Raw genomic sequence first — 26,089 nt, 5'->3', positions numbered from 1 at the left:
CGCTCCGGCGGACGGAAACGACCATAACGCGCTGCGCATGCCCGCCGAATCCCGGGCGTCGCAATTGTCTGTACTGACCACGGAACAAGCCCTTGCGGGCGTCCGCGGCGCGTTTGCCGGAGGCCTGAAAAATGAAACGCACGTTGTCCCCCTTGTTGTTGTCGCTTGCTGTCTCGGCTCCGGCTCATGCAGGAGATGCCGTCTATAACTACACCGATGGAAGCCGTTCTTCCACGGCGGGGGGAAGCGAAACCGGCAGTAGCGGAACGCAGAACACCGGGGACAGCGGGCAGACGGCGGGGAGTGTGACGGTCGGGCTGACGGGGAGTTCGACAGGCGTCGACATTACCACCAGCAATGCTCCAGGCGTGCAGGCCAACAGCACGGGCGGCACCGGCGCGAACGGAGTGCCTGGTGTCGGCGATACGGGGCCAGGCGGCGGCAATGGCGGAGCGGGCGGAGACGTCAGCGTGACCGGAATCGGGAATGTCGGCGTCACCGTAACGGGCGACAACGCAATCGGCGTCCAGGCGACATCCACCGGCGGGCAGGGCGGGTTCGCGGGGTCCGAAGGCGATGGCCCTGGCTACTTTGGCGGCTATGGCGGGTACGGGGGGAACGTGACCGTCGATTTCTCGCAAGGTTCAGGCCTGATATCGACTGCCGGCGCCAACGCATTCGGCGTGCAGGCGAGCTCGGTGGCGGGAAGCACGGGCACCAACGGCACCAATTACGTCGTTATCGACTTCAAAGACCTGTCCAATGGCCGCCATGGCGGCAACTCCGGCACGGTCAATGTGACCATGGGCAGCGACATGGCGATCACGACCTCCGGCACCAACGCCATCGGCATAGTCGCCCGCGGCGTCAGCGGCAATGGCGGCGATGGCACATCCTCCGCGGGCCCGATCAGTACCGGCAAAGGAGGCACGGGCGGAAACGGCGGCGTCACGGAAAACGTCTCCGTGAATAATCTGGGAACCATCAGCACGGCCGGCACGGGCGCCATAGGCATCTTCGCCCAATCCATCACGGGCAGCGGCGGAGCCGGCGGCAATTCCCAGGACGTCGGGGGCAGCCATGCGGGGGCGGCCGGCAATGGCGGAGCCGCCGGCGGGGTATCCATAGGCAATGCAGGCGAAATCAAGACCAGCGGCCTTTACGCTCCTGGCGTCCTGGCGCAGTCCGTGTCCGGTGCAGGCGGTATCGGAGGCAGCGCATCGGGCTTGTTCGACGCCAAGGGCGGCGCGGGTGGAAACACCCCGGACGGCGGCACGATCACCATCACGAATACCGGTTCCATCATCACCTACAACGCGAACTCCCAGGGCATTGTGGCCCAGTCGCTGGGCGGCGGCGGCGGCATGGGGGGCGATGCCGGCGGCATGATCAATATCGACGGCGGCACCGGCGGGGCTGGCGGAGACGGCGGCAGCGTCAATCTCTCCAATCTTGCGGGAACCATCAGCACCAGCAATCAGCTGTCGCAAGGCGCGGTTGCGCAGTCGATTGGCGGCGGAGGCGGAATGGGCGGCGTCGCCACCGGCGCGGGCGCCATCGGCGCCAGCACGGTAGGCGGCAATGGCGGCATAGCCGGCGCTGGCGGATCTGCGAACATCTCCACCAGCGGCCTGACGCTGAGCGCGGGAGGAACGGCATCGACGGGCCTGCTTGCCCAGTCGATCGGCGGTGGTGGCGGCGCGGGCGGCGGCGCTTACTCTACGTCGGCGGGTCCGATCCTGGATATCGCCGTGGCGGTTGGCGGCACGGCCAATAGCGGCGGCAACGGAGGCACGGCGACCGTCACCGTCCAGGACTCCAGCATTTCGACCGGCAAGAGCGGCCAGAACCTACAGATCACAAGGAACGGCCAGGTCACGACGGTAAATCTGCCGGCCGTCGATTCCCACGGCATCGTTGCCCAGTCGGTCGGCGGCGGCGGAGGCAATGGCGGCGCCGGCTCGGCGGCGTCGTACGCTATCGCGATTCCCAATGGTTCGGAAGATCCCGGCGCAAAAATCACCTTTTCCGGGGCTTTCTCCACCGGCGGCTCGGGCGGCTCGGGCGGCAGCGGCGGCCACGCGACCGCCACCATCAGCGACGGCTCCACGGTCAAGACCGCGGGCGATGGCAGCATCGGCGTCATCGTCCACTCGATCGGCGGAGGCGGCGGCAACGGCGGCGACAGCTCGGCCATGGCCGGCACGATAGGCTACGGCATACCGATACCGTTCCTCAGCACCAAGATCACGCCCTCGACCAACGCAATCAATGTGTCGCACAGTGTCGGCGGCTCGGGCGGATCCGGCGGCAATGGGGGAACCACCACTTTCACGCTGGGCGACACCAGCAGCCAATCGACCTCTGGCGTTACGACTACGGGCGACCTAGCCATAGGGGCGCTGGTCCAGTCCATCGGCGGGGGCGGCGGCAACGGCGGCATCGGCAATGCCGCCGTCAATAGCTGGTCGACCAGCCAGAACGCCGACTTCAGCATCGGCGTGGGAGGCAAGGGCGGCCATGGCGGCGACGGCGGCTCGGCCAACGCCACGGTCAACGCCAATGGCGTAATCACCACCCACGGCCACGGCGCCGAAGGGCTGCTCGCCCAGTCGATTGGCGGCGGCGGCGGCGTGGGCTCCGGGTCGGCCGTCAACGTGACCGGGCTGGATACCTGGGCGACGGCCGTGGGCAACATTCCAGTCGGAAGCGAGATCGACCAGGACGGCAACAAGATCGCCGTCGGCATGAACGTCAAGCGGACGATCAATATGGCTGCGCAGGGCGGCTTCGGTGGGCACTCCAATACGGTTACCGTGACGCACAACGGGACTGTCGCCACCTCAGGCATCGACGCGGCCGGCATCGTTGCCCAGTCCATTGGCGGCGGCGGTGGCTCTGCCGGATCGGCCGGCGCCGACGCATCGACGGGTGTGCTTCCGGGCGTGCCCGGCACTTCCACGGCTCAAGACCTGGTGGCCGACGGGGTAACGGTCACCGTTCCCGTCAATATAACCAGCACGATAAACATGGGTACCACAACGTGGAGCACAGGCAGCGCGGGCGCGGTCAAGGTCAGCAGCACCGGAGGCAATATCACGACGCTGGGCGACTATTCCACTGGCGTGATCGCCCAGAGCCTGGGCGGTGGCGGTGGGCGCGCTCGTGTCGTGACCGTCGGCGCGGAGACCGGTGGCGCGCTCGACAGCGCCTCCCAACTATCGGTCAAGACCGACCTCAATCTCGGGAGTCTATTCGTTGGCCTGGGCGACATGCTGCCAACACTGGGACATGGCAACGATGTACAGGCCGTTCTGAACGGCGCGACGATTTCGACGGGCCAGCAGAGCGCCAACGGCCCGACGTCATCGACGCCGAACCGCGGCCTTCATGCCTATGGCATCCTGGCCCAGAGCATCGGGGGCGGCGGGGGGCTTGCGATTGACGGATCCGCCGATCCCAATGGCTCGGCAACCCTGGGGCTGAACTACTCTTGGAAAGGGGGGCTCTCCGCCCCGAGCCTCGCGGACGGCGCCGGCGGTACGGTGACGCTGCACATCGGGCAAGGAACCAATAGCACCAGCATCCAGACCTACGGCGATGGCGCCCACGGCGCGGTGCTCCAATCCATCGGCGGCGGTGGCGGCGTTGCCAATTTCGGTTCGTCCGCGCTCAACGTGCCCGATGGTTCCAACCGAAAAATCACAGTGCGACTTGGCGCGACGATAGCAGGACCGTCGACCCTCGGCAGCGACACCGTGCAAGTCACGTACGACCAGGGCGCGGCGCTGAAGATAGCGACTTCGGGGAATGGAGCTTTCGGTATTTTGGCGCAGAGTATTAGCGGCGGGGGCGGCCTGGTCGGCGTCAGCCAGGGCGTTGCGTTGGATTACTCGTTAATCGGAACGCAGAACGAGAGCGGCGACCAATACTCGGCTCAGGGCGACGCCGGAGCCATTTCAATCGCCCTTCCTGCGGATACCGTGATCAAGGCTGTGGGAACGGGTGCTCACGGCATTCTTGCGCAGTCGATCGGCGGCGGTGGCGGTGTCGTCACGTCATACCAGTACGGCCAGACTCCCAAGCTCGTCGATAGCCCATTTTTTGGCTCGACGGAAACGTTCGGAAATGCCGGCGCGGTCACAGTTTCCACCAATGGGCAGATCAGTGTGTCAGGCGCCGGCGCCTATGGGGTGGTCGCCCAATCCATCGCCGGCAGTGGCGGGTTGTTTACGTCGGACGGCAATGTCTCCCTCGGTCAGGATCCGGCGGGTTCCGGTTGGGGGGCATCTGGTGGCGTTGCGGTCAATGTTCAGGGATCGATCGCCGCCAGTGGCGAGAACGGCATTGGCGTCCTGGCGCAAAGCCGGGGAACCGGAAAAATCGAGGTCAACGTGGGCGGAGCCAGCCCCGGCACGGTGTCGGGCGGCTCCGGCGACCAGGGCGTAGGCATTCTGGTCGTTGGCGGAAACAGCGGCAACAAGGTCACCATCGGCCAGAACTCCTGGGTCTGGGCCTCTTCCGGAAGCGCCATCAAAACGGTCGGAACGTACGGCACGCAGAAGGTCGATGTCGACAATCAAGGCCAGATTTACGGAAACACCTGGCTCCAGGGAGGCTCGATCTCGGGCAATTTCCAGAATCCCAATGGGACGCCTCCCGGCGCTCAAAGCGGCACATTGACCAACGCCGGTTCCCTGGTCGCCATGCCGGGCAAGGTCTCGTATGTGGACGGCCATCTGATCCAGACGGCCGCCGGCCGCATCGTTCCGCATCTGGATTACAGCAACGACATCAGCGGGCAATATGTGGTCACCGGTTCCGCCACGCTTGCCGGAACGATCGAACCCGCCCTTGCCAGCGCGATGCCGAACAAGTATCTGCCGGTATTCACCACCGAGGGGCCCACTACCGGAACATTGCACACGCCGGATAGCCCCTTGTTTGCGTACACCACGCGCCAGACTGGAAATCGGCGCGACGTCGCGATCACCGGCACGCATTTCAACGCGCCCGCGTTGGGCTTGAACAAACACAAAGGCGGTGTTGCGCATACGCTCGAAAACGTCTTTGCTTCGAGCAATGCGGCGCTGGGCCCCTTCTTCGCGGGCCTGGACGCGGCAGCCAGGTCGAGCCTGGCGGACTATCGCGACGCGATCGGCGAATTGTCTCCACGCAGCACGATGACGCTGCTTTCGCGCGTGGCGGCAGACGCGTCGCGCATCGCCGACGCCTCGATGAGCTGCCCCGAGTTCGCTTCAGGCTCCGGGCAGGCGGACGCCATCCTGGTCGAAGGCGAATGCGGGTACGTCACCGTACGGGGCAATACGACCTCCCTCAGCGGCGACTCGGACCGCGGCAGCTCGCGCCTGAAATCCTTTGCGCTGCAAGGCGGCGGCCAGCGCGAGGTCGGCGCCGGCCTCTTGCTGGGCGGATCGCTGGCGTACCAGGCAGACAGCTTCAGCAGCCACGATGGCGTATCCGCCGACGGCAATAGCGTGCAGGGCGCCATCACCTTGAAGAAAAACCTGGGCGCCTGGCAAGTGAGCGGCGCCCTGTTCGGCAACTACGGCGAATTCGACACCAAGCGCCATATCGGCGCGCCCGGCTTCTCCGCGACCGCCAAGGGCGAAGCGCCCATGTACTCGCTCGGCGTGCGCGGCCGTATCGCCTACACCACCGGCACGGAACAGCTCTATCTGCGCCCCTCCGTGAATCTCGACCTGGTGCATGCCCACAGCAACTCGTTCAACGAGAAGGGAGCGGGCGACCTGGGCCTGAAGATCGCGTCTTCAAGCTACAACACCGCAATCCTCACGCCCGAAATCGAAGTCGGCGGCCGTATCGACCTGAAGGGCGGCAGCGTCCTGCGCACCTTCGCGCTCGCCGGGGTAAGCCTTCGTTCCAACGACGAATGGGAGGGACGCGCGTCATTCATCGGCGGCGAACGTTCCCCCAGTTTCGGCATGCAAGCGCCCCTGGACCGCGCGGCGCTGCGCCTGGGCGCCGGCGCGCAGCTATACGCGAACAAACAGGTGGATTTCCAGATCCGCTACGACGCCGAACTGGGCAGCGAAGCGAAATCGCACAATATCGCCGCGAAGTTCGCGTATCGCTTCTAGAGGGGTAGCATGAACGGAGCCGCCGCAGGGCTGCCGAAAGCAGCGTCCGCGCGTGTGAGTTGCTGCATGGTTGCCGCGGCAGCTCCGTTCACCCCAGCAAGGAGCAAAACATGCCCACCAGCCTGCGTGCCATCCATTCGGATATTACGAAGCTTCACGTGGAAGCCATCGTCAATGCTGCCAACTCCTCATTGCTAGGCGGAGGCGGAGTCGATGGCGCCATCCATCGCGCAGCAGGCCCCGAGCTGTTGCAGGAGTGCAGGGGGCTGGGCGGTTGCAAAACCGGCGATGCGAAGGTGACCAAGGGCTACCGGCTTCCTGCTCGATACGTCATCCATACTGTGGGCCCGGTATGGAGGGGCGGAGACAGAGGAGAGCCGGAGTTACTGTCCAGTTGCTATCGCAGGTGCATGGAGTTGGCGGAGGAGAACGCGGTTGCTTCGATTGCGTTTCCTGGCGTCAGCACGGGTGTATACGGCTATCCCGTGGAATTGGCGGCGGAGGTCGCCGTCAGAAGCGTTCGCGAAAGCCTGTCCAGGGACTCGCCGGTTCAGGAGGTGGTTTTCTGTTGTTTTTCGGCGGAAGACCTTGCCCTGTATGAGCGGGTGTTGAATGGGTCGGTTGCTTGAGTCGAATCAGCTGACGTACGACAGCCGCGGCGGCGGCACCCGTTGCTGTACCAGGCCAACCCGCTCGACCACCTTCTCGCACGACGCTTCCAGGTGGAGCCTCAGCGCTTCCTGCGCTTGCGCCAGGCTTCCGTGCTCCAGTGCCTCGATTATTTCCAGGTGTTCCTGCATGAACGGATCGAGATTCGGCATGGGCGCCGCCGCGCCCAGCACGTGCTTGCTGAGCGTGAGAATGCAGCGGGTTCGCTGCAGGCTTTCGAGAATGCTGTCGTTGGGGCAGTGGCTCAGCAGTTCGACGTGGAGGTCGTGCTCCATGCCGTCCAGCGCTGCGCGCGTGAGCCTGGGATACCGGGACTTGGCTTTGCGCAGCCGTTCCGCCATGCCGGCAAGCTCCTTGGGCAGAATCTTGCGGGCGGCGCCCGCCAGCGCTGCGGGCTCCAGCAGCCAGCGCAGCTCATAGAGATTGCGGATGCGGCGTTCCTCCAGCGGGGTCACCGTCCAGCGCTGCCGGTCGTCCTTGCCTACCAACCCCAGGCCTTCCAGCCGTAGCAGCACGTCGCGGGCGGCGGTTCGGCCTGCCCCGAAGTGCCGCGCCAGCTCGACCTCGTTGAGTCGATAGGAACCGAATACCGACAGATGCACGACGTCATGCTCGACGGCGTGATAGATGTTCTCCCAGCCTTGCGGCTTGCGCACCGGTTCCGAAGCCGCTTCCAGGCCCAGCATGTCGGCGGACAGGGGGAGCCGTACCGGGGAGCCGCTATCGGCGTCGCCACCCGCCAGAAGACCCCGGCCGTCAAAGCGCCTCGCCAACCCCTCCGCTTCCAGTTCGCGCAGCGCCTGGCGTACGGGACTGCGCGTCACGCCCAGCAGCTCGGCCAGCGGTCCTTCAAGCAGGACGATGCCTTGCGGAAGCGTGCCCGTGGCCAAGGCGGCGCGCAGCAGGTCTGCGACTCGCGCATAGAGAGGAGTCCGGGAATTGGCCCCGGGAGGGGACGTTTCAAGAGAGGCGGCGGTCGGATTCTGCTTCACGGTGGCGAATGATTGTGTATCTGCTCACATCGTACGGTAGTCCGTCCCCGTCAGGTTCGACGCTAGGGAAAACGCGAATGGCTGTTGCCGGCAAAGTTCGTTTACTTTGGCTTTTGTCGGCATTGTTCATTTGTGCGAGACAGCCGCAATTCCCTTTCGTTACGACACCATGGCCTACGACTTCGATTTCAGCTTCCTGCCTACGCACTGGGATGTACTGCTCGCCGGGGCCTGGTCTACGGTGCGCATGTCCCTCGCCACCATCGTCCTGGGGTTTGCGCTTGGCGCGATTCTGGCGGTGCTGCGCACGCACGGCCCGAACTGGGCGCGGCGGGCCGTCACCGCATATGTGGATGTGATCCGCAATACGCCTCTGGTGATCCAGGCGTTCTGGCTGTTCTTCGGTCTGGCGTCCTTGCAGATTCGCGTGCCGGCGATCGCCGCCGCGGTAATCGCGCTGACGATCAACGTTTCGGCCTATACGACCGAGATCATGCGCGCCGGCATCGAATCAATCCCCCGCGGCCAGATCGAGGCGGCATCCTGTCTGGGAATGAGCCGCTGGAAAGTCCTGCGCCTGGTGATCCTGCCGCAGGCCGTGGAACGCATGTACCCGGCGCTCGCCAGCCAATTCGTGCTGATGATGCTGGCGACCTCGATCATGTCGCAGATCTCTGTAGAGGAGCTGACCTCCGCCGGTTACGGCGTCCAGTCGGAGACCTTTCGCGGTTTCGAGATCTACCTGGTGGTCGCCGCGCTCTACCTGGTCATGTCCTGGTTGCTGCGCCTGCTGATGGCTGGCCTGGCGCAACTGGCATTCAGCCGTCGCCGTCGTCTCGGCACTTCTCTGTAAATCCTCCTCTTTCTCCCTCCAAGGAGCAGGCGATGCTCGGCATTTCCCTCGAACAACTACAGTTCATCCTGCGGGGCGCTGGCTGGACCTTGCTGCTTTCGTCCATGGGCTTTCTGGGCGGGGCAGCGGTGGGCCTGCCGCTGGCGCTTGCCCGCAGCCGTGGCGGGCGCCTGCTGAGGGTGATAACGGGCGGCCTTATCCAACTTGTGCAGGGCATTCCGTTGCCCGTGCTGATGTTTCTTTGCTACTTCGGCATCAGCATCGCTGGATACGACTTGCCGAGCCTGGTGGCTGCCGGGCTGGCGATGACCGCGTATTCCGCCGCGTTTCTCGCGGAAATCTGGAAGGCCTGTATCCAGGCAGTCTCGAAGACCCAATGGGAAGCGGCCGAATGCCTGGCGCTGCGCCCGCTCCAACGCGTGTGGTACGTCGTGCTGCCCCAGGCCGCGCGAATCGCTGTCGCGCCCACGGTCGGCTTCCTGGTGCAGATCGTCAAAAACTCCTCGTATGCAGTGGTCATCGGTTTCTTCGACCTGACCTATTCGGCACGGGTGGTGAACAACTCGACGTTCGAACCCTTCGCGGTGTTCAGCATCGCGGCCGTTCTCTATTTCGCCATCTGCTACCCCCTGTCGGTGCTGTCGTACCGATTGGAAAAGCGCCTGAAGCGCGCATAGGCGCACACCAGAAAAACAAACAAAGGAGACCGGTCTCATGGACGAGATCATTTGCTTCAAGCAGGTCAACAAGTCCTTCGGCGATGTGCAGGTGCTGAAGGGCGTCAGCTTCTCGGTCGGGCGTGGGCAGGTGGTCGCCCTGATCGGCCGCAGCGGCTCGGGCAAGACCACGGCATTGCGCTGCATCAACGGGCTGGAGGAGATCCAGGGCGGCCAGCTGCAGGTCTGTGGCCGGTCCCTGGAGCGGGGCAATGTCGACCTGCTGGCGCTGCGCCAGGAGGTGGGTATCGTCTTCCAGGCCTACAACCTGTTCCCTCATCTGACGGTGCTGCAGAACATCACGCTTGCGCCGCGGAAGGTCAAGGGAATCGCTGCGTCCGAGGCCCAGGCTCTGGCCATGCAGATGCTGGGCAAGGTCGGGCTGCAGGACCGCGCCCATTACTACCCGGAGCAGCTTTCCGGCGGGCAGCAGCAGCGCGTTGCCATTGCCCGGTCGCTGGCGATGCAACCGAAGCTGATGCTGTTCGATGAAGTCACGTCGGCGCTGGATCCGGAGCTGACCGGCGAGGTGCTGCGCGTTATCGAGGACCTGGCCAGCGACGGCATGACCATGGTCCTGGTCACTCATGAAATGGCCTTCGCCAAGTCGGTCGCCAACCAGATCCTGTTCATGCACCAGGGCGTCGTCTGGGAGGAGGGCGACGGCCAGATGCTGTGCCAACCGCGTACCGCTGAACTGCAGCAGTTCGTTTCCAACGGCCTGTAGCCGCCCTGGAACGGGCCGCCCACCACTCATTGCACCACTAAAAACACTTGGGAGACTCCCTATGAAAGCCTTGCCTCGGTTCCTCGCCGCTTTTGCGGCTTCTCTCCTGCTGGCTGCGCCTTTCGCCGCCCGGTCCAATACCCTGGAAGCGATCAAACAGCGCAACAAAATCATCGTGGCCGTCGACATCAGCGCGCCGCCATACGGCATGCTGGATGGGCAAGCGCGCCAGACGGGTTCCGACGTCGAGGCGGCCCAATTGCTTGCCAAGGACCTTGGCGTCGCGCTGGAGATCGTTCCGGTCAACGGCCCCAACCGCGTCCCGTTCCTGCTGAGCCGAAAAGTGGACGTGGTGCTGGCGTCCTTCTCCATTACCGAGGAGCGCAAGAAGGTCGTTGCGTACTCCGCGCCGTATGGGGTGGTTCCGGTACTTGTCGCCGGGCCCGGTTCGGCCTCGGTCGCCAGCTTCAGCGACCTTGCCGGCAAGACGATCGCCGTCACGCGCGGAACCACCAGCGACCAGGAACTCACCCGGGGCCTGAAAGACATCCCCGGCGCGCAGATCGTCCGCTACGAGGATGACGCCACGACGAACACCGCGGTCGCCACCGGCCAGCAGGACTTCCTGGTCGGCGCGCCAAGCGTGCTGCCGGCTATCAAGAAGGCCAATCCCTCGCGCGACATCGTGCCCAAGTTCATCGCGAAGTCGTATCCCTACGCCGTGGGGTTGCGCAAGAACGACCCTGAACTAAAGGAGTGGCTCGACGGCTGGGTCGAGGCGAATCTGAAGAACGGCAAGTTCAACGAGATCTACCAGCGCTACTTCGGCATGCCCTTGCCCGCCGAAATGCAACGCTGACCGTCAAGGAGAATCCCATGCTCAGCAACCATGCGGGAAACCTGCAGCCATCGAGAGGCACGGCGCGAGTGATCCGGCTGCACCCGCAAGACGATGTGGTCGTCGTGCTGGATCAGATGATCGCCGGCACGCCGGTGGCCAGCGAAGGCCTGACCGTGGCGGGCCTGATCCCGCCCGGCCACAAGATGGCGACCCGCAGCATCGCGCAGGGGGAGGCCGTGCGCCGCTACGGCCAGATCATCGGCTTCGCCACCCAGCCTATCCGCCCCGGACAGCACGTGCATACGCACAACCTGTCCATCGGCGATTTTGCGCGCGACTACGCCCATGGCGCCGACGCCCGTCCCACTGTCATGGCCGTCGAGCCCGCCACATTCCAGGGTATCGTCCGTGCCGACGGCAGGGTGGCCACGCGTAACTACATCGGCATCCTGACCAGCGTCAACTGCTCGGCCACGGTCGCTCGCGCCATCGCCGACCATTTCCGCCGCGACATTCATCCGCAAGCGCTGGCCGACTATCCTAACGTCGACGGCGTCGTGGCTCTCACGCACCACAGCGGTTGCGCCATGGACGCAGCAGGCGATGGCCTGAAGATGCTTCAGCGGACTCTGGGCGGATACGCAACCCATCCCAATTTCGCCAGCCTGCTCATCATCGGCCTGGGCTGCGAAACCAACCAGATCCCCAGCCTGCTCGCCACCCAGGGGTTGAGCGATGGCCCCAACCTGCGTACCTTCACGATCCAGGACACCGGAGGCACCACGCGCACGATCGCTCGCGGCATCGAACTCATCCGCGAGATGCTGCCCCAGGCCAACGCCGTCTCGCGGCAACCGGTAGCCGCCAGCCACCTGCGCATCGGCCTGCAATGCGGGGGCTCGGACGGCTACTCCGGCATTTCGGCGAACCCGGTGCTTGGCGCGGCCGTGGACCTGCTTGTGCGGCACGGCGGCACCGCCATCCTGTCGGAAACGCCAGAAATCTATGGCGCCGAGCATCTGCTGACCCGCCGCGCACAAACTCCCGACATCGGCCGCAAGCTGGTCGAGCGTATTCGCTGGTGGGAGGAATACTGCGCCCGCAACGGTGCCTCGATGGACAACAACCCTTCGTCCGGCAACAAGGCGGGTGGCCTCACCACGGTGCTGGAGAAGTCCCTGGGTGGCATTGCCAAGGCAGGCTCCACCAACCTGATCGAGGTGTACCAATATGCCGAGCCGGTGCGCGCGCGCGGCCTGGTTTTCATGGACACGCCGGGCTATGACCCCGTGTCGGCCACCGGCCAGGTGGCAGGCGGCGCGAATCTCATCTGCTTCACCACCGGCCGCGGCTCGGCCTACGGCTGCGCGCCTGCGCCCTCGTTCAAGCTGGCCACCAACACCGCGCTTTGGCAGCGGCAGGCCGACGATATGGACCTGGACTGCGGCGGCGTGCTGGACGGCTCGCGCAGCATCCCCGAACTTGGCGAAGAACTGTTCCGGCGCTTGCTCGAAACCGCCTCCGGCAAGCAGTCGCGCAGCGAGCTTCACGGCTACGGACAGCAAGAATTCGTTCCCTGGCAGATCAGCGTCATTACCTGATCCGCCCACTTCCATTGTTCACGGAGGAGCCTCATGGCCCGACACAAGAACCCTCGCCATCGCGGCATCTACCCCGTCGTTCCGACGATCTTCAAGGAGGACGGCTCCCTCGATCTCGAGGGGCAGCAGCGCTGCGTCAACTTCATGCTCGATTCGGGCGCCGACGGGGTGTGCGTCCTGGCTAACTACTCAGAACAGTTCCTGCTGGCCGACGACGAGCGCGAAGTCCTGACCCGCCATGTACTGGGAACCGTCGATGGGCGCGTTCCGGTGATCGTGACGACCAGCCACTTTAGCTCCCGGCTATGCATCGAACGCAGCCGCCGCGCCCAGGAGATGGGCGCGGCCATGGTAATGGTGATGCCGCCCTATCACGGAGCAACCTTCCGCGTGGGCGAGGCCCAGATCCACGAGTTCTACGCGCGCCTGTCCGATGCATTGAACATCCCCATCATGATCCAGGATGCGCCGGCGGCCGGAACCCCCATGTCGCCGGCATTTCTTGCCCGTATGGCCCGGGAGATCGAGCACGTCTCGTACTTCAAGATGGAGACGGCGGGCGCCGCAGGCAAGCTGCGCGAACTCATCGAACTCGGCGGCGACGCCATCGAAGGCCCTTGGGATGGCGAAGAGGGCATTACGCTGCTCGCGGACCTCGACGCGGGCGCCACCGGCTCGATGACGGGCGGCGGTTTCGTCGACGGCATCAAGCCCATCATCGAAGCCCACCGCAACGGCGACCATGACCGGGCCTTCGCCCAATACCAGGCCTGGCTGCCCCTGATCAACTACGAAAACAGGCAAGCTGGCTTTCTGGCGGCCAAGGCATTGATGAAGGAAGGAGGCGTCATCGACTGCGACGCCCCGCGGCATCCGTGGCCGGCGCTGCATCCCGAAACCCGCAAGGGGCTGCTGGCCACCGCCCGCCGGCTGGATCCGCTGGTGCTGCGCTGGGGCAGGTGACGGGGAAGGTCGGGAGCAGTTCCGGAAAGATGCCGCGCTAAAAAATCCAGTTGCGTTCCAGGCTTGGCATACAACATTAAAAGCGCCGTTCAACGCGCGCGAGGAGATCCCGAAAGAAAGGCACCGGCTTACAACTTCACTCGTTAAGTTTATAGTCTGACGCCTTTCACCATTTAGCGTGGCCGCCGCACAGCGGCCGATCAAGGAGGAGACAAACATGGCAATGCTATCCGGCGCCAAACTGGGCAGGGCGGTACTGGGGATGACGCTGGCTGCCGCGGCGTTTGCCGCATCGGTTCCCAACGCGCATGCGGACGACTATCCTTCGCAGCCGATCAAGCTGATCGTGCCTTTTGCCGCCGGAGGCGGCAATGACGGGATAGCGCGTCTCCTCGGGCAGGTGCTGTCCGATGGCCTGAAACAGCCCGTGGTGGTGGAGAACCGCCCAGGCGCGGGCGGCAAGCTGGGCGTGGAGCAGGGCCTGAAGGCAGCGCCCGACGGCTACACCCTGACCTTGATTTCCAATAGTTATTCCGTCAATCCCAGCCTGTACAAGCTGCCATTCGATCCGGTGGAAGACATGACGCCGATCGGCATGATCGCGCGCGCGCCTTTCTTCGTGTCGGTCAATCCCAGCGTGCCGGTGGACAGCCTGGGCGAACTGGTGGCCTTGGCCAAGAAGAAACCGGGCGGCCTGACCTATGCCTCGTCGGGCACGGGCGGGATATCGCATCTGGCGATGGAAGCCTTCTTGAAGACGGCCGGTATCTCCATGGTCCACATACCCTACAAGGGATCCGCCCCGGCTCTGACGGACACCGTCTCTGGCCAGGTCAACGCGATGCTGACCACGGCGGGCTCCACGCTGCCCTACCGCGAGGACAAGCGCCTGAAGGTGCTGGCCGTGACCCTACCGCAACGGGTGTCCTCGGCGCCGGATATCCCCACGGTGCGCGAGGCCGGCGTGCCGTACGACGTAACGGTGTGGTACGGCATCATCGCGCCCAAGGGCGTACCGCCGCAGGTGCAGGCCAAGCTCAACGCCGCGATCAATGCGGCCGTCGTGACGCCCGAAATGGTCGACCGTCTCAAGGCAACCGGGGAAGAAGCCGCGCCAGGCAGTCCGCAGGCCTTTCGCGATCAGATCGTCAAGGAGATTTCTTTGTGGGGCGATGTGGTGCGCCAGGCGGGCGTGACTGTTAATTGACCGATTCTGCCGCTTGGGTTTGCGCCGAGGCGGCGAAGGGGTATCAGTGAACGCGTGCCGATGAGGCTGCGCGAGGCTGTGTACAGGACTGAAAACCGTCTAGGTGGTCTGTGCCAAGGTCGAGAAAAAAAGCCGTTGACGGCGAACGTCAACGGCTTTTTTAATTCTGGTTCCCAGGGCCGGAATCGAACCGGCACGCCTTGCGGTGGGGGATTTTGCGTTGGCGTGCGAAGGTGCTTGTCTAGGTAAGTTGCGCGAAGCTTAGAGCAAGTTGATACAGCTAAATAAAATTTAAAATCAATGGGTTAGCGCAATTTCGTGAAATCGGTGAAAACCGGTCACTGTACCTGTACTGTACCTGAGCGACCCCAACGTTGGCATGACCGAATCGGTCTTCATCGCGGACACGTGAAATCTCTAATAGAGCGGTTATCGAAATGACGCGCTAAAGGTCATGACGACCAACAAAGTGCGGAGTTTCCGGCAACACCGTGTTGGCGAGGTGGTTCCTTACCTCGCACGCAATCTCGGCTTCGGATTCGCTGCGTTCCTTGCACTTCAGCGCCCACGCTCGTCCGGGATGAAGCGTGTCCCACCGCGGGCGAAGACCGTTGTAGCGACCGGCGCCAGGATCGTGGTTTCCAAAACCCTCCACTATTAGATTCCACAGTGGGGAGAACTTAGCGATCATCAGGGATTCACCCAGGGGGATCCAAATCTCATCCACCACCAGATAACGACACGTGAAATCGTCAATGCTAAGCGTTTCGGTCGCTTGGATGGATTCGGCATGTTCCTGCAAGCGGCTAAACAGTGCCTTCGACCTGGTGGGGTCGGGCATTATCTTGCCCTTGCGCGCGCCTTGCGGTACGGCCTTGCCGACGTAAATTGGGATGCTTGGGCTGGTCGTGTCTACTTGATTCGGCTTGGAAATCGGACCATAGGCCGCGTGGTCGCCATGATAGTAAATCGCGTAGATACCAGCGCCAAAAAAAGACGTTATCGCGCCTAATGGATGAGCTGGTTGGCTTACCAGTGCCTCGGCGACACTGGCTCCTAGATTCTTTTTATCCAGCGGATTGAAAGGGATGATTTCCGCTGTGTGGGATTTGTTCTTCATGCGGCCGATTTCTTCTTGTTTGCGTCCATATTGGCTTGAATGCGGTGCAGTTCGCTGCGGATCAACGCCTCGGCTACAGACGACGCGACGATGCGTCCAAGCGCCACAGGCACGGCATTGCCCAGTTGACGCATGGTTTCCGTCCATGAACCATGAAAAACGTAGCCGTCCGGAAATGTTTGAATGCGCGCCGTCTCGCGCGCGGTGAAGTAACGCACGCTACCATCGGTTAGCACCATCATATTTTCGCCACCCGGCACGCCATGATCGCCGGCTTTTATGGTCTTCGCGGGTTGGTCTAACGGGCTTCCGGTATGCCCAGGGTAGACCTTGGCACCATCCTGGAACTTATGGTCACGGACGTTGGCGGCCGCGCGTGATCGTGGGTCGGGTAAATCGGCGATGGCATCGCGCACCGTACGCCAAGGCAAGGTCGTGGGAGGCTTGGTGGTAAGTGCTTGGATACGCTTGGCCAGCTTGGCGGGCTGCATAGGACGATCCCGCTTCGCGATCTTGTGACGCTCCCAGTACTCGCCGGATACCCATTGAGAATATATGAGAGCGTCTTCGCTGTGAGTCGCCTCGGGGAAATGCCAGTCGATACCGAGGTCCGAGCGGGTACCCACGATAAAAACACGCTCCCGCTTTTGGGGCACGCCGTAGTCCGCCGCGTTCACGAGGGTCGCGGTCACATTGTAGGTGAGCCCAGTTTCATGCATGCGGCCGCTCGTCTTTTCGGTCTGCAAGCGCATCAAATGGTCAAACCAAGATTCCCCTTCTTGGCGTGGCGCCTCCGGGAATTCCAACTGCAGCTTGATGTACTCGAAGTAATTCGCGAAGCTCGAGCGCGTGAGGCCTTTCACGTTTTCCACGATGAAGGTCTTGGGCCGGAGTCCACGCACGATTTGCACCGTGGCGGGGAACATATCGCGTTTGTCGTCATGGGCCTGGTGCTTCCCTCCCATCGAGAAGGGTTGGCAGGGAGGGCCGCCCGCCAATAGCTCGATGTCTTGCGGGATGGAGGACCAATCCACCGCGCGTACGTCTCCTTCGCTCAGGGGCCAGCCAGAAACCAATGGGTAGCCGCGACGTTGATTCTCCCGCACGGTATCGCAGGCCCATTTGTCCCATTCCACCACGGCCAGAGACCTAAAGCCCGCCAGGCTTACGCCCATTGCCAGCCCCCCGGCTCCCGCGAATAACTCCACGGCTCTCATCATTTCGTTCCTCCTGCGTCTTCATTCAAGAATGCTTCAAGCCGCGTTAGGAGACTTTCCATGTCACGCAGTTCGCATTCCCATACCACCAATACTTTCCAACCTAACGCGTGCAACTGTTCGAGCTTCATCGCGTCGCGAACCCGGTTTCCTTCTAGTTTCGGACGCCAGAACTCAAGATTCGATTTGGGCATGCGCGAGAGCGAACAAGCACCACCATGCATATGCCAGAAGCAACCGTGCACGAACACGACCTTTCGTCGGCCTGGAAAGACCATGTCTGGCTTTCCAGGTAGGCGTTTGTCGTGTAATCGGTACCTAAACCCACGCGCGTGGAGGGCCCTGCGAACCGTCAACTCGGGCTTCGTATCACGACCACGTACGCGCGCCATGCGTTCCGATCGCTGTTGAGGAGAGAGTGTATCAATCACTGTTTTTTTGTCCAGTGCTTCCTGCCGGCCCTGGTGGTTTCTTTGACGGCGCTCCATCCCTCCTGAGACACAGCGGTCATTCCGCGTTCGTGGGCGCTTCGGAGCGGCAAGGAATGTTAGCTCATTGCGAGGCCCCGGGGATGAGCGTAGGTGCGAGCCAGGGGCATCATTGGCCATGTTGTCATCAATGGCGTGACTCCATCACCGCATGCACCCTTGGGGGCAGGGCTTCCTTGAGCATTACTTTGTAGACGAACACGGGCAATTGGACCGGTTGGTGATCAGCCAAGCATCGCGCCGGCCGTTATCTGCAGATGCGGTATTCCTTCCTGGCGGGCTTGGTTGGGCAAGGGATAGCAAGCAGATGGGCCCAGACGCTCCAGTACGTACGCGGCGCAAGGGCGTGTTTGTGGGCCGGCGATCTAAGCACAAGAAACCTGCCAACCCGAACCGCTTTTATCCCATTGTTGGGGACTATTTCGTGCTCCACTACGATGAGGTGATCACGCTGAATGTCCAATACATCAGGTTGAAGAAGGAAGCGAGCGCTATTTCTCCGGCCGCGATTGCTGAGCCACCCGTCGCTTCGACTGCGCCCATCAAGAACGACTCGACTCAGCCAGCTCCCGTATGAGAGGGAAGGGGCAGAGAGCGGCATATCCTCCACTCCCCGCCAGAATACGATATCAATCCAATGTGATTAGAGCTGATGAAATTGCGGAACGGAGTGCGGAATGAATGCGGAACGCTTGGGCGGAAAAAGCGGTTGCTAGTCGCCTAAGTGTTTGATTTTGTTGATGGTGCCCGGGGCCGGAATCGAGCCGGCACGCCTTGCGGCGGGGGATTTTGAGTCGGTGATTTACAGTGTTTCTACAGGGAAATGGGGCGAAATCTAGTGAAGGTTGAAATAGGTAAAACCAGTTTCAAATCAGTAGGTTAGCGTATTTTAACTGAATTGCTGAAAGCTGGTCACTGTACCTGTACTGTACCGAAATTTCGGTACAGTACAGGTACACCAACGTTAACTCCGAAACACGGGCTGCGATACGAACACACGCTGATGGCATTATTGAATGCCACGAAATGTCGCTGCTGGCCCCATATAATTGAATCCGATACTGAACTTTATGGCGTCGCCTCGTTGATACTGTTGCCAAACGTCGGCCTTAACTTGAGAACAGTGTAGGTAAATCGAGCGCTGCTGACCATATGGCGACAACCACGCATAATCGCTTTCGAGGCGAGATATCGTACCTTCAAATTTCTTTATTGAACCCTGTTCACGTATTCGGCCAGCAATTGCAATTTTCGTTTCAAATGGAACGCGAGCAACTTTCAGTTTAGAGAAGTTTGCCATTGCGTCATCAATTTTTCCATTCAAATAGAGGCGGCGTGCATACCAGAACTGTGATGTGTAGTTTGTATCACCTTCGGTAAACGAGCGACGCCAGCAGCTTTCTGCTTCAACGGTCTCTTCTGGAAAACGGTTTTCAAGAAGTCTTGCAAGGGCCGAATTAAGTAGTTTGTCGCCAGGCAGTACTTTGAGTGCATCGGCAAGTGTTTTGCGGGCGCTGGAAAATTCTCCTTCGGCTTCTTGCATACGACTTAGAGCCTTAGCGATATATATACTGGCAGCGTTTTTAGATATAGCAGTAGTTAACGCTTTTTTTGCACGTTCTTTGTTATTCAATAAAGTGGAAAAATCAGCTTCTGCAGCAAGCAAGTACTCATCATTTCTGAACCGCTGTAAGCCTTCGCTCAATGATTGTTCAACTTGCTTAGTCGCGGCCGTGACATCCTCTTCTGCAGGTTCCGATTGCTCTAGCACATCGCGCAAATGCCCCATCGCTAGTTTGACGAGGGTTACGTGTCCATGGCTGCTATTTGCGGTGGAGCCTATCAGGCGTGATGCATGTTGACGAGCCTTTTCAAGATGCATGTTCCGTTCGACATCTGTCTTAGAGGCTTCCGCGCGCACCATCTCTAACTCAGACATCGTGTGCGTAATGGATTTGTCATGTGGCAATAATTGTCTAGCATCAGCTAATAATTCATTCGCTCGGGTTAGGCTTCCATTCGGACGGCGCATCTCATAGATAGCATGCTGCTGAAACGTGTAGCCATCGTCATGGCTCGCTTCATGGGCCGCACGAAATATCTCCTCTATTCTCAATGGGTCCGAGAATTGGTCTCTCAAGTTTTTGGCGCGAATTGTTTCCCTGAATGCAGAACGGTCAGGAGTGTAGCCGACATCAATCTCTTTCAATATAGACATATACAGATCGAAGCGGTCTTGTTCTTGCGGCAGAGCACGCTCAAAAACAATCTGGGCAACCCAGGGATGTCTTGCGCGATAGGCCATGTCTAGCGCAGGCTTATATTCCTCGGATAATACAATAGACTCTAATGGTGAAAAAAAGTCTTGTTTGAAGTCCTTAAATGACACACCGGTGAGTCGATAGATTAAGCCGGCCCTCACTGGCACATTTAGTCGATTAAGAGCGCAGACAAAGAGGTATATTCGACGGGCTCGGTCACTGACTATGTGCTTGTATTCGTCAAATACAATATCGGGGAAATCTGCCCCGCTAGTGATCTCGTACAATGCAACTAGCAACTGCCTATCAGCATATGATAGAAAAGCTTCTCGCCGCTCCAATTGCGTTTTAGTTGACAAAACTCCCAAACATTTAAAAATATCCAGTTTTTCGATAAGAGAGTCGATTTCCAATGAAGAGAGCGATCTAAGCTGATGTGTTCCGTCCAACATTGGAGACAAGTCTTGACCGTCTACATTCCACTCGTTGCTCCGTTCTGTGCCTATAACCGTGACTGGAAGGTTTTTGTTTCGAGCGGCAGTAAGAAAACTCGATAGTTCAGTTGACCGGCGCGCAACTCCATCAATAAAGATATAAATTCGCTCTTTCAACAGATCGCACAACTCTGTTACTGGTCCAATCAGCAGACGAGCGTCGGACCGTAGATATAAAACTATCTTCTCAAATGTTATCCCCGCTTCATAAGAAATTCGTTTTAGAAGCACGGTCTTTCCTGATCCTGCATAGCCTTTGATGAGATAAAAGTCCGTTGCTCTGGGTCGATTTGGTTCGTCTACAAGGATCACCTCAGATAATATGGTGTCGGTCAGTGTCCTCTTCGCATCGTGCGCGGCAGCAATTGAACCCCATCCATATGATGCTCCTTTATAGAATGCTTGGGGATTAGGCGTTTCTGGTGGCATACCCCCGAAAACGTACATCACGTCGTTCGTAAGAAATGCTAGAAGTTCATCGGAAGGGGCTGCGTGAGTTGCGAACTTTGCTGCAATTGGGTGGCTATGAATAGTAGATTTTATTCCCCGTAAAGCCTTGGGGATTTTGCCTTGCAGCTCTGTTATAAACTCATCGAAAGTACCACTTATAGTGGTAATCCTTTTATCTGCCCAGATCCGTTGGTCTCTTTCGGATGGGTTGGGTGTCACCACGTATTGCATTGGCCTAGAAATTTCTGGACGGGTTAACTGTAGAAGTATTGAGCGAATGTCACTGTCTTCTATTTGATAGCCTACGTAAACCACGCTGTACTCACCTGCATATTCGGTGAATCTGTGGAAGAGTTTGTCTCTTCCGGTCATATGGCTGACGTATTGGTCGATTGTCAAGATAAGTGGACAAGTCACTTCGTCCACCATCGAAATGCAGCCATGTAGTTTCAACAGTGGGACGGCATCCGGGGCACGCAACTCGTGGTCAATTCTGTCGGAATTTCTGAGTATCGGAACTAAGGTCTGAAGTCGACTTTTGTTCTCTGCGTATGCTTTTTCGAGTATTTGGTCATAGTTTGTTGTTACAACCGCGGCCCACCGGAAGTCCGCAATAGCTTTGTGTGTGTTACTGGGGTTGTACCGCTCAAAAATCTGAGCAATGTATCGCTGTACCGTACGGAGATCGGACTCTGCAATGCAGTACTCGCCAATAAGTGAAAGCGCCTTGTCAAGGGAATCACCTCCGAGGAATTTGTCCGAAAGCAATTTACCTAGTTCCCTTCCTGAAGGAGGGCTTTCGGGTGCGCTAGAGGCCTTAGCTCCCCATGATGCACCGGCTCCTAAAAACAAGATTACTTTTCCCGCGCGAATCTGGTCAATTAGATAGTGAGGAATGTCCATTGTGCAGTGATAAACCAATATATGACTTAGTTGAACATCGGGAATTTGAGCGATAAATTGGGGTGTGTAAAACAAAAACCGGCGACAGCCTATCCTGCACTAGTCCCCCAATCCTAAATTTCTTCGTCATGACGAAGACTTTGGGAGAGTTAACGCGCCAGCGCGCGGCTGCACAAACTCTTGCAGGCTTATCTGACCATCGACGAAACGCTGAGCGTGGGCCTCATCTGCTTCACTGAGCGAGAAACCTTCTAGACCGACGGAGGCCCGCGCATAGTTAACTGCCGATTGCCGGCGGCTGCGTTCGATATCCGATATGGTTTTGCGGGGCTGTTGCCTGCATTTACCCTTGCCAGCCATGGTGTCTCCTTGCCGCAGGTAACTCGATCTTACAAGAAGTATGGGTAATCTGGTTTAGGTACGCGCAGCCACAGAGGTGGTGCGCTGAGTGTCTTGTTTTGCCTGCTATGGACGCCAATATCGGCTGCGTACTAGCCGTAGTTTCCAAAGAGGCTTTGCCTCTCTGGACTCTCCACCCTCGCCGGCGGGAGCCTCGGGAGCAGGGGTTGCGGGCCCTTGGCCCTGAACTCCTGCCCCCGGGCATAGCGTGGGGCGCTCCTGCCGCGTCAAGGGGCCGTGTCCTCGCCCTGTGGGCTGCGGGCCGCACCAACCCCTTGACCCGTCATCCGCTCGACGGCACTGCTACTGACGTCGTTTGGCCGCAAGAGGTGTCAAGGGCGGGACCGGAAGCCGCAGCCCGAAGCGCAGCGCAGGGAACGGGTGAGGATCCCGGGCGAAGCCTTCACTCTTGATGCCTCTGGAAGCCATGCAGCCTGTCGGCCGGGGGGAGGAGCAAGGCGAAGCCGCTGGGCCTGCCCCCGCGGCCAGTCCGGCAAGAACGGACGCGGGATGCAACCGAAGGGGTTGCCCAAGCGTAGCGCGGAGATATGTGCGGCCATAAATGAAAAGGCCTCGCTGATGGCGAGGCCGATGCGGACGCAACATGCACATCACTTACCGTTGACGCAGCCGCCCGTTGCCGGTCCCCAGTTCTTGCCCATGTTTTGCAAGACGTGCTGCCGATAGGGGCGGGATCCAGATGGCGTTGCTTGCAATCATGCGATTTGTTCAGTCGCAACCCTCATGCCGGCGGTGTTTTTTCGCATTATCTTGAGGTTATCGACGTAGCCGATATCCGGCGCCGCTGCCGAGTTCAAGCAAAGGCTCTCTACCCAGGAATTCCCCTCCGCGCACACCCATGAAAAAAGCCGTTGGCATAACGCCAACGGCTTTTCAATATTCTGGTGCCCGGGGCCGGAATCGAACCGGCACGCCTTGCGGCGGGGGATTTTGAGTCCCCTGCGTCTACCAATTTCACCACCCGGGCAGGCTGGTCGCGGACACATGCTGATGACGGTCGCGGGAGAAGCGAAGACGGCAATTATATGCGGTCTGGGAAAAATTGTCAGGCAAGGGGCGGATCCGCCCCTTGCCGGGCCGGGGCTTACTTCTTCTCGGGCAGGAACCAGTTCATGACCAGCGCGCAGATGCCGCCGGTGGCCACGCCGGATTCCAGCACGTTCTTCACGGCGTGGGGCAGGTGCGAGAGGATTTCCGGCACTTGCGAGACGCCCAGGCCCAGGGCCAGGGAGACGGCGATGATGAGGAGCGCGCGGCGGTCCAGCTGGATGCCGGCCAGGATATTGATGCCGGACGCGGCGACCGCGCCGAACATGACCATGGCGGCGCCGCCCAGCACGGGTTCGGGCACGGCCTGCAGGATGCCGGCGACGGGCGGGAAGAGGCCCAGCACGATCAGCATGCCAGCGATCCAAATGCCTACGTGGCGGCTGGCGATTCCGGTCAGCTGGATGACGCCGTTGTTCTGCGCGAAGACGGAGCTGGGGAAGGTGTTGAAGACGCCGGCCAGGAGGGAGTTGGCCCCGTTGACCAGAACGCCGCCCTTGATGCGCTGCATCCAGAGGGGGCCTTCGACGGGCTCTTTGGAGACCTTGCTGGTGGCGGTGACGTCGCCGATGGCTTCCAGCGAGGTGACCAGGTAGATGATCAGCATGGGCACGAACAGCGACCACGAGAAACCCAGGCCGAAGTGCAGCGGGGTGGGGATCTGGAACAGGGAGGCTTCGCGGGCGCCGGTGAAGTCCAGGCGGCCCATGGTGGCGGCGGCGATGTAGCCGACGGCCAGGGCGAGGACCAGGGCGGTGCTGCGGACCCAGACGACGGGCACGCGGTTCAGCAGGATGATGGTGCCCAGCACCAGGCCGGACAGGGTCAGGTTCTCGGCGCTGGCGAAGGTGCCGTTGCCCATGGCGCTGTAGCCGCCGCCCATGCTGATGAGGCCGACCTTGATCAGGGTCAGGCCGATGAGCAGCACGACGATGCCGGTGACCAGCGGGGTGATCAGGCGCTTGACGAAGGGCAGGATGCGGCTGATGCCCATCTCGATGAAGGATCCGGCGATGACGACGCCGAAGATCGCGGCCATCACGGTCTCGACCGGAGTGCCTTGCTTGACCATGACGGAGCCGCCGGCGATCAGCGGGCCGACGAAGTTGAAGCTGGTGCCTTGCACGATCAGCAGGCCGGCGCCCAGGGGGCCGAAGCGCTTGCACTGGACGTAGGTGGCGATGCCGGAGATGACCAGCGACATGGAGACGATCAGGGTGGTGTCGCGGCTGGAGACGTCCAGGGCCTGGCAGATGAGCAGGCCCGGGGTGACGATGGGGACCAGGATGGCCAGAAGGTGCTGCAGGGCGGCGACGAAGGCGACTGGAGGGGCGGGGCGGTCGTCGGGGCCGTAGACCAGGTCGTAGCTGGGTTCGTCGGCGTCGGAGGCGTCTTGGGGCGCGGGTTGGGTCAAGGAGGCGGGTTGCATGGCGGAGGGCCGGCCGGGGCGGGAAGGGAGAGGAAAGTGCGGGATTTTAGCGGGGAAGGCCCTGCGCGTCCCAGGCGGCGCCCGGGCGCTAGTTAGAATCCCGTGTCGCCAATAACGGGTCCGCCGGACCCCACGCCATGCAAAAACGCGCCAAATGGACAGTGATCGCGCTGGTTCTGATCTTCTCCGCGCTGCCGCTGGTCCTGCTGTTCTGGCTGATGGACGGCGACGATTTTTCTGCCGTCGATCGCGGGCGGTCCTACGGCAGCAGCATCTACAAGAACTATCAGGGTGGCGTCTACGCCGCCGTTCCCAGCAACGGTTATTACCGTGTGGCGGAGGCCGACGCGGCCAGTTTCGAGGCGTTCGATACGGGGGCTTTCGATGGCAGGCAGGCGGCCAGGGACCGGCGCAATGTGTATTGCGGCAACCTCATCCTGCCGGACATGAAGCCGGCGTCGGCGCGCTATCTGGGCAATAGCCATTTCACGGACGGCGCCGTCACCTATTATTGCTCGATGCACAGCGTGCTCAACCGGGAGCTGGGCAGGCTGGACGAGTTCTGGCAGAAGGTGCTGTTCCGGGCGGACGCCGGCCCCAAGCCGCAGACCTACCTGTATCCGTTCACGGCCTTGCCGGCCAGCGCCCGGCCGTACCGGCCGCTGCTGGACCGCGACCTGGTCACGGATGGGGCGCGCGTGTTCTACCGGGGCCGGGAAATGGCGCAGGCGGATCCGGCCTCGCTGCGCCGCCTGCCGGCGGGCCGGGACGGCGATGTGCGGGCCAGCGATGACTTTTTCGCCGATGGCCGCAGCGTCTATTTCCACGAGCAACTGCTGCCGCTGTCGGACGATCCCGCGCTATATACCTTCATGGTGGGAGATCTGTACCGCCAGCCCTATCTCCATGACCCGCGCGACGGCATGGTGTACGTGGGCGCGCAGCCCTTCGACGCGGCGCATGCGCCGTACCGCTTGCTGAGCGAGCAGGGCCGGCATGTGTACCAGGCGCTGTTCCGCGGCAAGGACGGCATGTATTTCTACAACACGCAGACGCGTCAGGTGGAGCGGGCCGGCGACGATCCCTACGCCTCGGGAACCTACATCGCGCTGTCGCCGTACGTGTACACGGACGGCAGGCAGGTGCTGTTCCTGCAGGCCAGGGAAGTCTGGGCCCGCTCTTCGAGGGGCAGCGGCGGCGGGCTGGTTTCCCGTTCTACGCTGATCAACCGGCTGGAAGGCGCGCCGGACGGGGAATGGCAAAAGCGCGGCGTGGTTTATCACAACTTCGGCACGGTCTGGCAGAAGGGCGATGCGCTCTATTACCTCGATGAGCTGGGCCCATCGCAACTGGTCTTCCACCCGGTCTACAGGATTCTGGACGGCGCCGCGGCGGACTTCCTGCTGCGCTCGCAAGAGACGCGGCAGATCACCACCGCCGATATCCGCAAGCTGATCCGGGACGGCAAGCTGGCGGCGCCGCAGAGCGAGACCCTGCTGGAAGCCAAGACGCGTTACCGCAAGGTCTTCTCGATTTTCTGAGACGAAGACAGGAATTCGGGAGCGCATC

Annotated in this window: 18 protein-coding genes and 1 tRNA gene; 11 read left to right on the top strand and 8 right to left on the bottom strand. The window is 61.2% G+C overall.

The window, feature by feature from the left end; genetic code table 11:
* Positions 1 to 131: 131 nt before the first annotated feature.
* Positions 132 to 6,122, top strand: coding sequence for an autotransporter outer membrane beta-barrel domain-containing protein (locus AGI3411_RS08655; RefSeq protein ID WP_129526958.1), 5,991 nt, complete (start codon positions 132 to 134; stop codon positions 6,120 to 6,122).
* A 110-nt stretch (positions 6,123 to 6,232) separates the two neighbouring features.
* On the top strand, positions 6,233 to 6,751 hold the full coding sequence (locus AGI3411_RS08650) for an O-acetyl-ADP-ribose deacetylase (RefSeq protein WP_129526957.1): 519 nt from the start codon (positions 6,233 to 6,235) through the stop codon (positions 6,749 to 6,751).
* A gap of 6 nt (positions 6,752 to 6,757) precedes the next feature.
* Here the strand turns inward: AGI3411_RS08650 and AGI3411_RS08645 are convergent, their stop codons facing one another.
* Positions 6,758 to 7,783 carry a GntR family transcriptional regulator gene (locus AGI3411_RS08645; RefSeq protein ID WP_129526956.1) on the bottom strand — a complete coding sequence of 342 codons (1,026 nt, stop codon included), beginning with the start codon at positions 7,781 to 7,783 and terminating at the stop codon, positions 6,758 to 6,760.
* A gap of 169 nt (positions 7,784 to 7,952) precedes the next feature.
* On the opposite strand from AGI3411_RS08645, the gene AGI3411_RS08640 reads away from it, so the two are divergent.
* The 7 genes from AGI3411_RS08640 (at position 7,953) to AGI3411_RS08610 (ending at position 14,691) form a co-directional block, all read left to right on the top strand.
* The gene (locus AGI3411_RS08640) at positions 7,953 to 8,636 is read left to right on the top strand and encodes an amino acid ABC transporter permease (protein WP_129526955.1); all 684 of its coding nucleotides are present in this window, start codon (positions 7,953 to 7,955) and stop codon (positions 8,634 to 8,636) included.
* Positions 8,637 to 8,668: 32 nt separating this feature from the next.
* Positions 8,669 to 9,313 carry an amino acid ABC transporter permease gene (locus AGI3411_RS08635; protein ID WP_129526954.1) on the top strand — a complete coding sequence of 215 codons (645 nt, stop codon included), beginning with the start codon at positions 8,669 to 8,671 and terminating at the stop codon, positions 9,311 to 9,313.
* A gap of 37 nt (positions 9,314 to 9,350) precedes the next feature.
* Positions 9,351 to 10,079 carry an amino acid ABC transporter ATP-binding protein gene (locus AGI3411_RS08630; protein ID WP_129526953.1) on the top strand — a complete coding sequence of 243 codons (729 nt, stop codon included), beginning with the start codon at positions 9,351 to 9,353 and terminating at the stop codon, positions 10,077 to 10,079.
* A gap of 61 nt (positions 10,080 to 10,140) precedes the next feature.
* Positions 10,141 to 10,938, top strand: a complete 798-nt coding sequence (locus tag AGI3411_RS08625; RefSeq protein WP_129526952.1) for a transporter substrate-binding domain-containing protein — start codon at positions 10,141 to 10,143, stop codon at positions 10,936 to 10,938.
* Between the two features lie 17 nt (positions 10,939 to 10,955).
* Positions 10,956 to 12,521 (top strand): UxaA family hydrolase, encoded by a 1,566-nt coding sequence (locus AGI3411_RS08620; protein ID WP_129526951.1) that lies wholly within the window; start codon positions 10,956 to 10,958, stop codon positions 12,519 to 12,521.
* Positions 12,522 to 12,554: 33 nt separating this feature from the next.
* Positions 12,555 to 13,484 carry a dihydrodipicolinate synthase family protein gene (locus AGI3411_RS08615; protein WP_129526950.1) on the top strand — a complete coding sequence of 310 codons (930 nt, stop codon included), beginning with the start codon at positions 12,555 to 12,557 and terminating at the stop codon, positions 13,482 to 13,484.
* Between the two features lie 217 nt (positions 13,485 to 13,701).
* Complete coding sequence (locus AGI3411_RS08610) at positions 13,702 to 14,691, top strand: tripartite tricarboxylate transporter substrate binding protein (RefSeq protein ID WP_129526949.1); 990 nt, start codon at positions 13,702 to 13,704, stop codon at positions 14,689 to 14,691.
* Positions 14,692 to 15,136: 445 nt separating this feature from the next.
* On the opposite strand, the gene AGI3411_RS08605 is transcribed toward AGI3411_RS08610, so the two are convergent.
* The 3 genes from AGI3411_RS08605 to AGI3411_RS08595 are packed head-to-tail and all read right to left on the bottom strand — an operon-like array spanning position 15,137 to position 17,516.
* The gene (locus AGI3411_RS08605) at positions 15,137 to 15,811 is read right to left on the bottom strand and encodes an Eco29kI family restriction endonuclease (protein ID WP_129526948.1); all 675 of its coding nucleotides are present in this window, start codon (positions 15,809 to 15,811) and stop codon (positions 15,137 to 15,139) included.
* A complete protein-coding gene (locus AGI3411_RS08600; protein WP_279638343.1) occupies positions 15,808 to 17,031 on the bottom strand; it encodes a DNA cytosine methyltransferase in 1,224 nt (407 codons plus the stop codon). Before AGI3411_RS08600 ends, AGI3411_RS08605 begins: the two co-directional genes overlap by 4 nt.
* Entirely contained in the window at positions 17,028 to 17,516 is a 489-nt protein-coding gene (locus AGI3411_RS08595) for a very short patch repair endonuclease (RefSeq protein WP_208748045.1), read from the bottom strand. Before AGI3411_RS08595 ends, AGI3411_RS08600 begins: the two co-directional genes overlap by 4 nt.
* Before the next feature lie 220 nt (positions 17,517 to 17,736).
* Between AGI3411_RS08595 and AGI3411_RS08590 the strand changes: the two genes are divergently transcribed.
* Complete coding sequence (locus AGI3411_RS08590) at positions 17,737 to 18,093, top strand: hypothetical protein (RefSeq protein WP_129526947.1); 357 nt, start codon at positions 17,737 to 17,739, stop codon at positions 18,091 to 18,093.
* Positions 18,094 to 18,525: 432 nt separating this feature from the next.
* Here AGI3411_RS08590 and AGI3411_RS08585 read toward each other — a convergent pair whose 3' ends face one another.
* The 4 genes from AGI3411_RS08585 to AGI3411_RS08570 all read right to left on the bottom strand — a co-directional run bounded on the left by AGI3411_RS08585 (position 18,526) and on the right by AGI3411_RS08570 (position 24,520).
* Entirely contained in the window at positions 18,526 to 21,624 is a 3,099-nt protein-coding gene (locus AGI3411_RS08585; protein ID WP_129526946.1) for an SIR2 family NAD-dependent protein deacylase, read from the bottom strand.
* Between the two features lie 126 nt (positions 21,625 to 21,750).
* Positions 21,751 to 21,984 carry an antitoxin VbhA family protein gene (locus AGI3411_RS08580; protein ID WP_129526945.1) on the bottom strand — a complete coding sequence of 78 codons (234 nt, stop codon included), beginning with the start codon at positions 21,982 to 21,984 and terminating at the stop codon, positions 21,751 to 21,753.
* A gap of 942 nt (positions 21,985 to 22,926) precedes the next feature.
* Positions 22,927 to 23,011 (bottom strand) — tRNA-Leu (locus tag AGI3411_RS08575).
* A 117-nt stretch (positions 23,012 to 23,128) separates the two neighbouring features.
* Positions 23,129 to 24,520, bottom strand: coding sequence for a uracil-xanthine permease family protein (locus AGI3411_RS08570; protein ID WP_129526944.1), 1,392 nt, complete (start codon positions 24,518 to 24,520; stop codon positions 23,129 to 23,131).
* 137 nt (positions 24,521 to 24,657) lie between these two features.
* On the opposite strand from AGI3411_RS08570, the gene AGI3411_RS08565 reads away from it, so the two are divergent.
* A complete protein-coding gene (locus AGI3411_RS08565) occupies positions 24,658 to 26,061 on the top strand; it encodes a DKNYY domain-containing protein (protein WP_129526943.1) in 1,404 nt (467 codons plus the stop codon).
* The last annotated feature ends 28 nt before the right edge of the window (positions 26,062 to 26,089 follow it).

Source organism: Achromobacter agilis (genome assembly GCF_900496965.1).
Lineage (GTDB): Bacteria > Pseudomonadota > Gammaproteobacteria > Burkholderiales > Burkholderiaceae_B > Achromobacter > Achromobacter agilis.
Note: the sequence above shows the minus strand (reverse complement) of the source record. Positions and strands in the feature narration are given on the sequence as shown.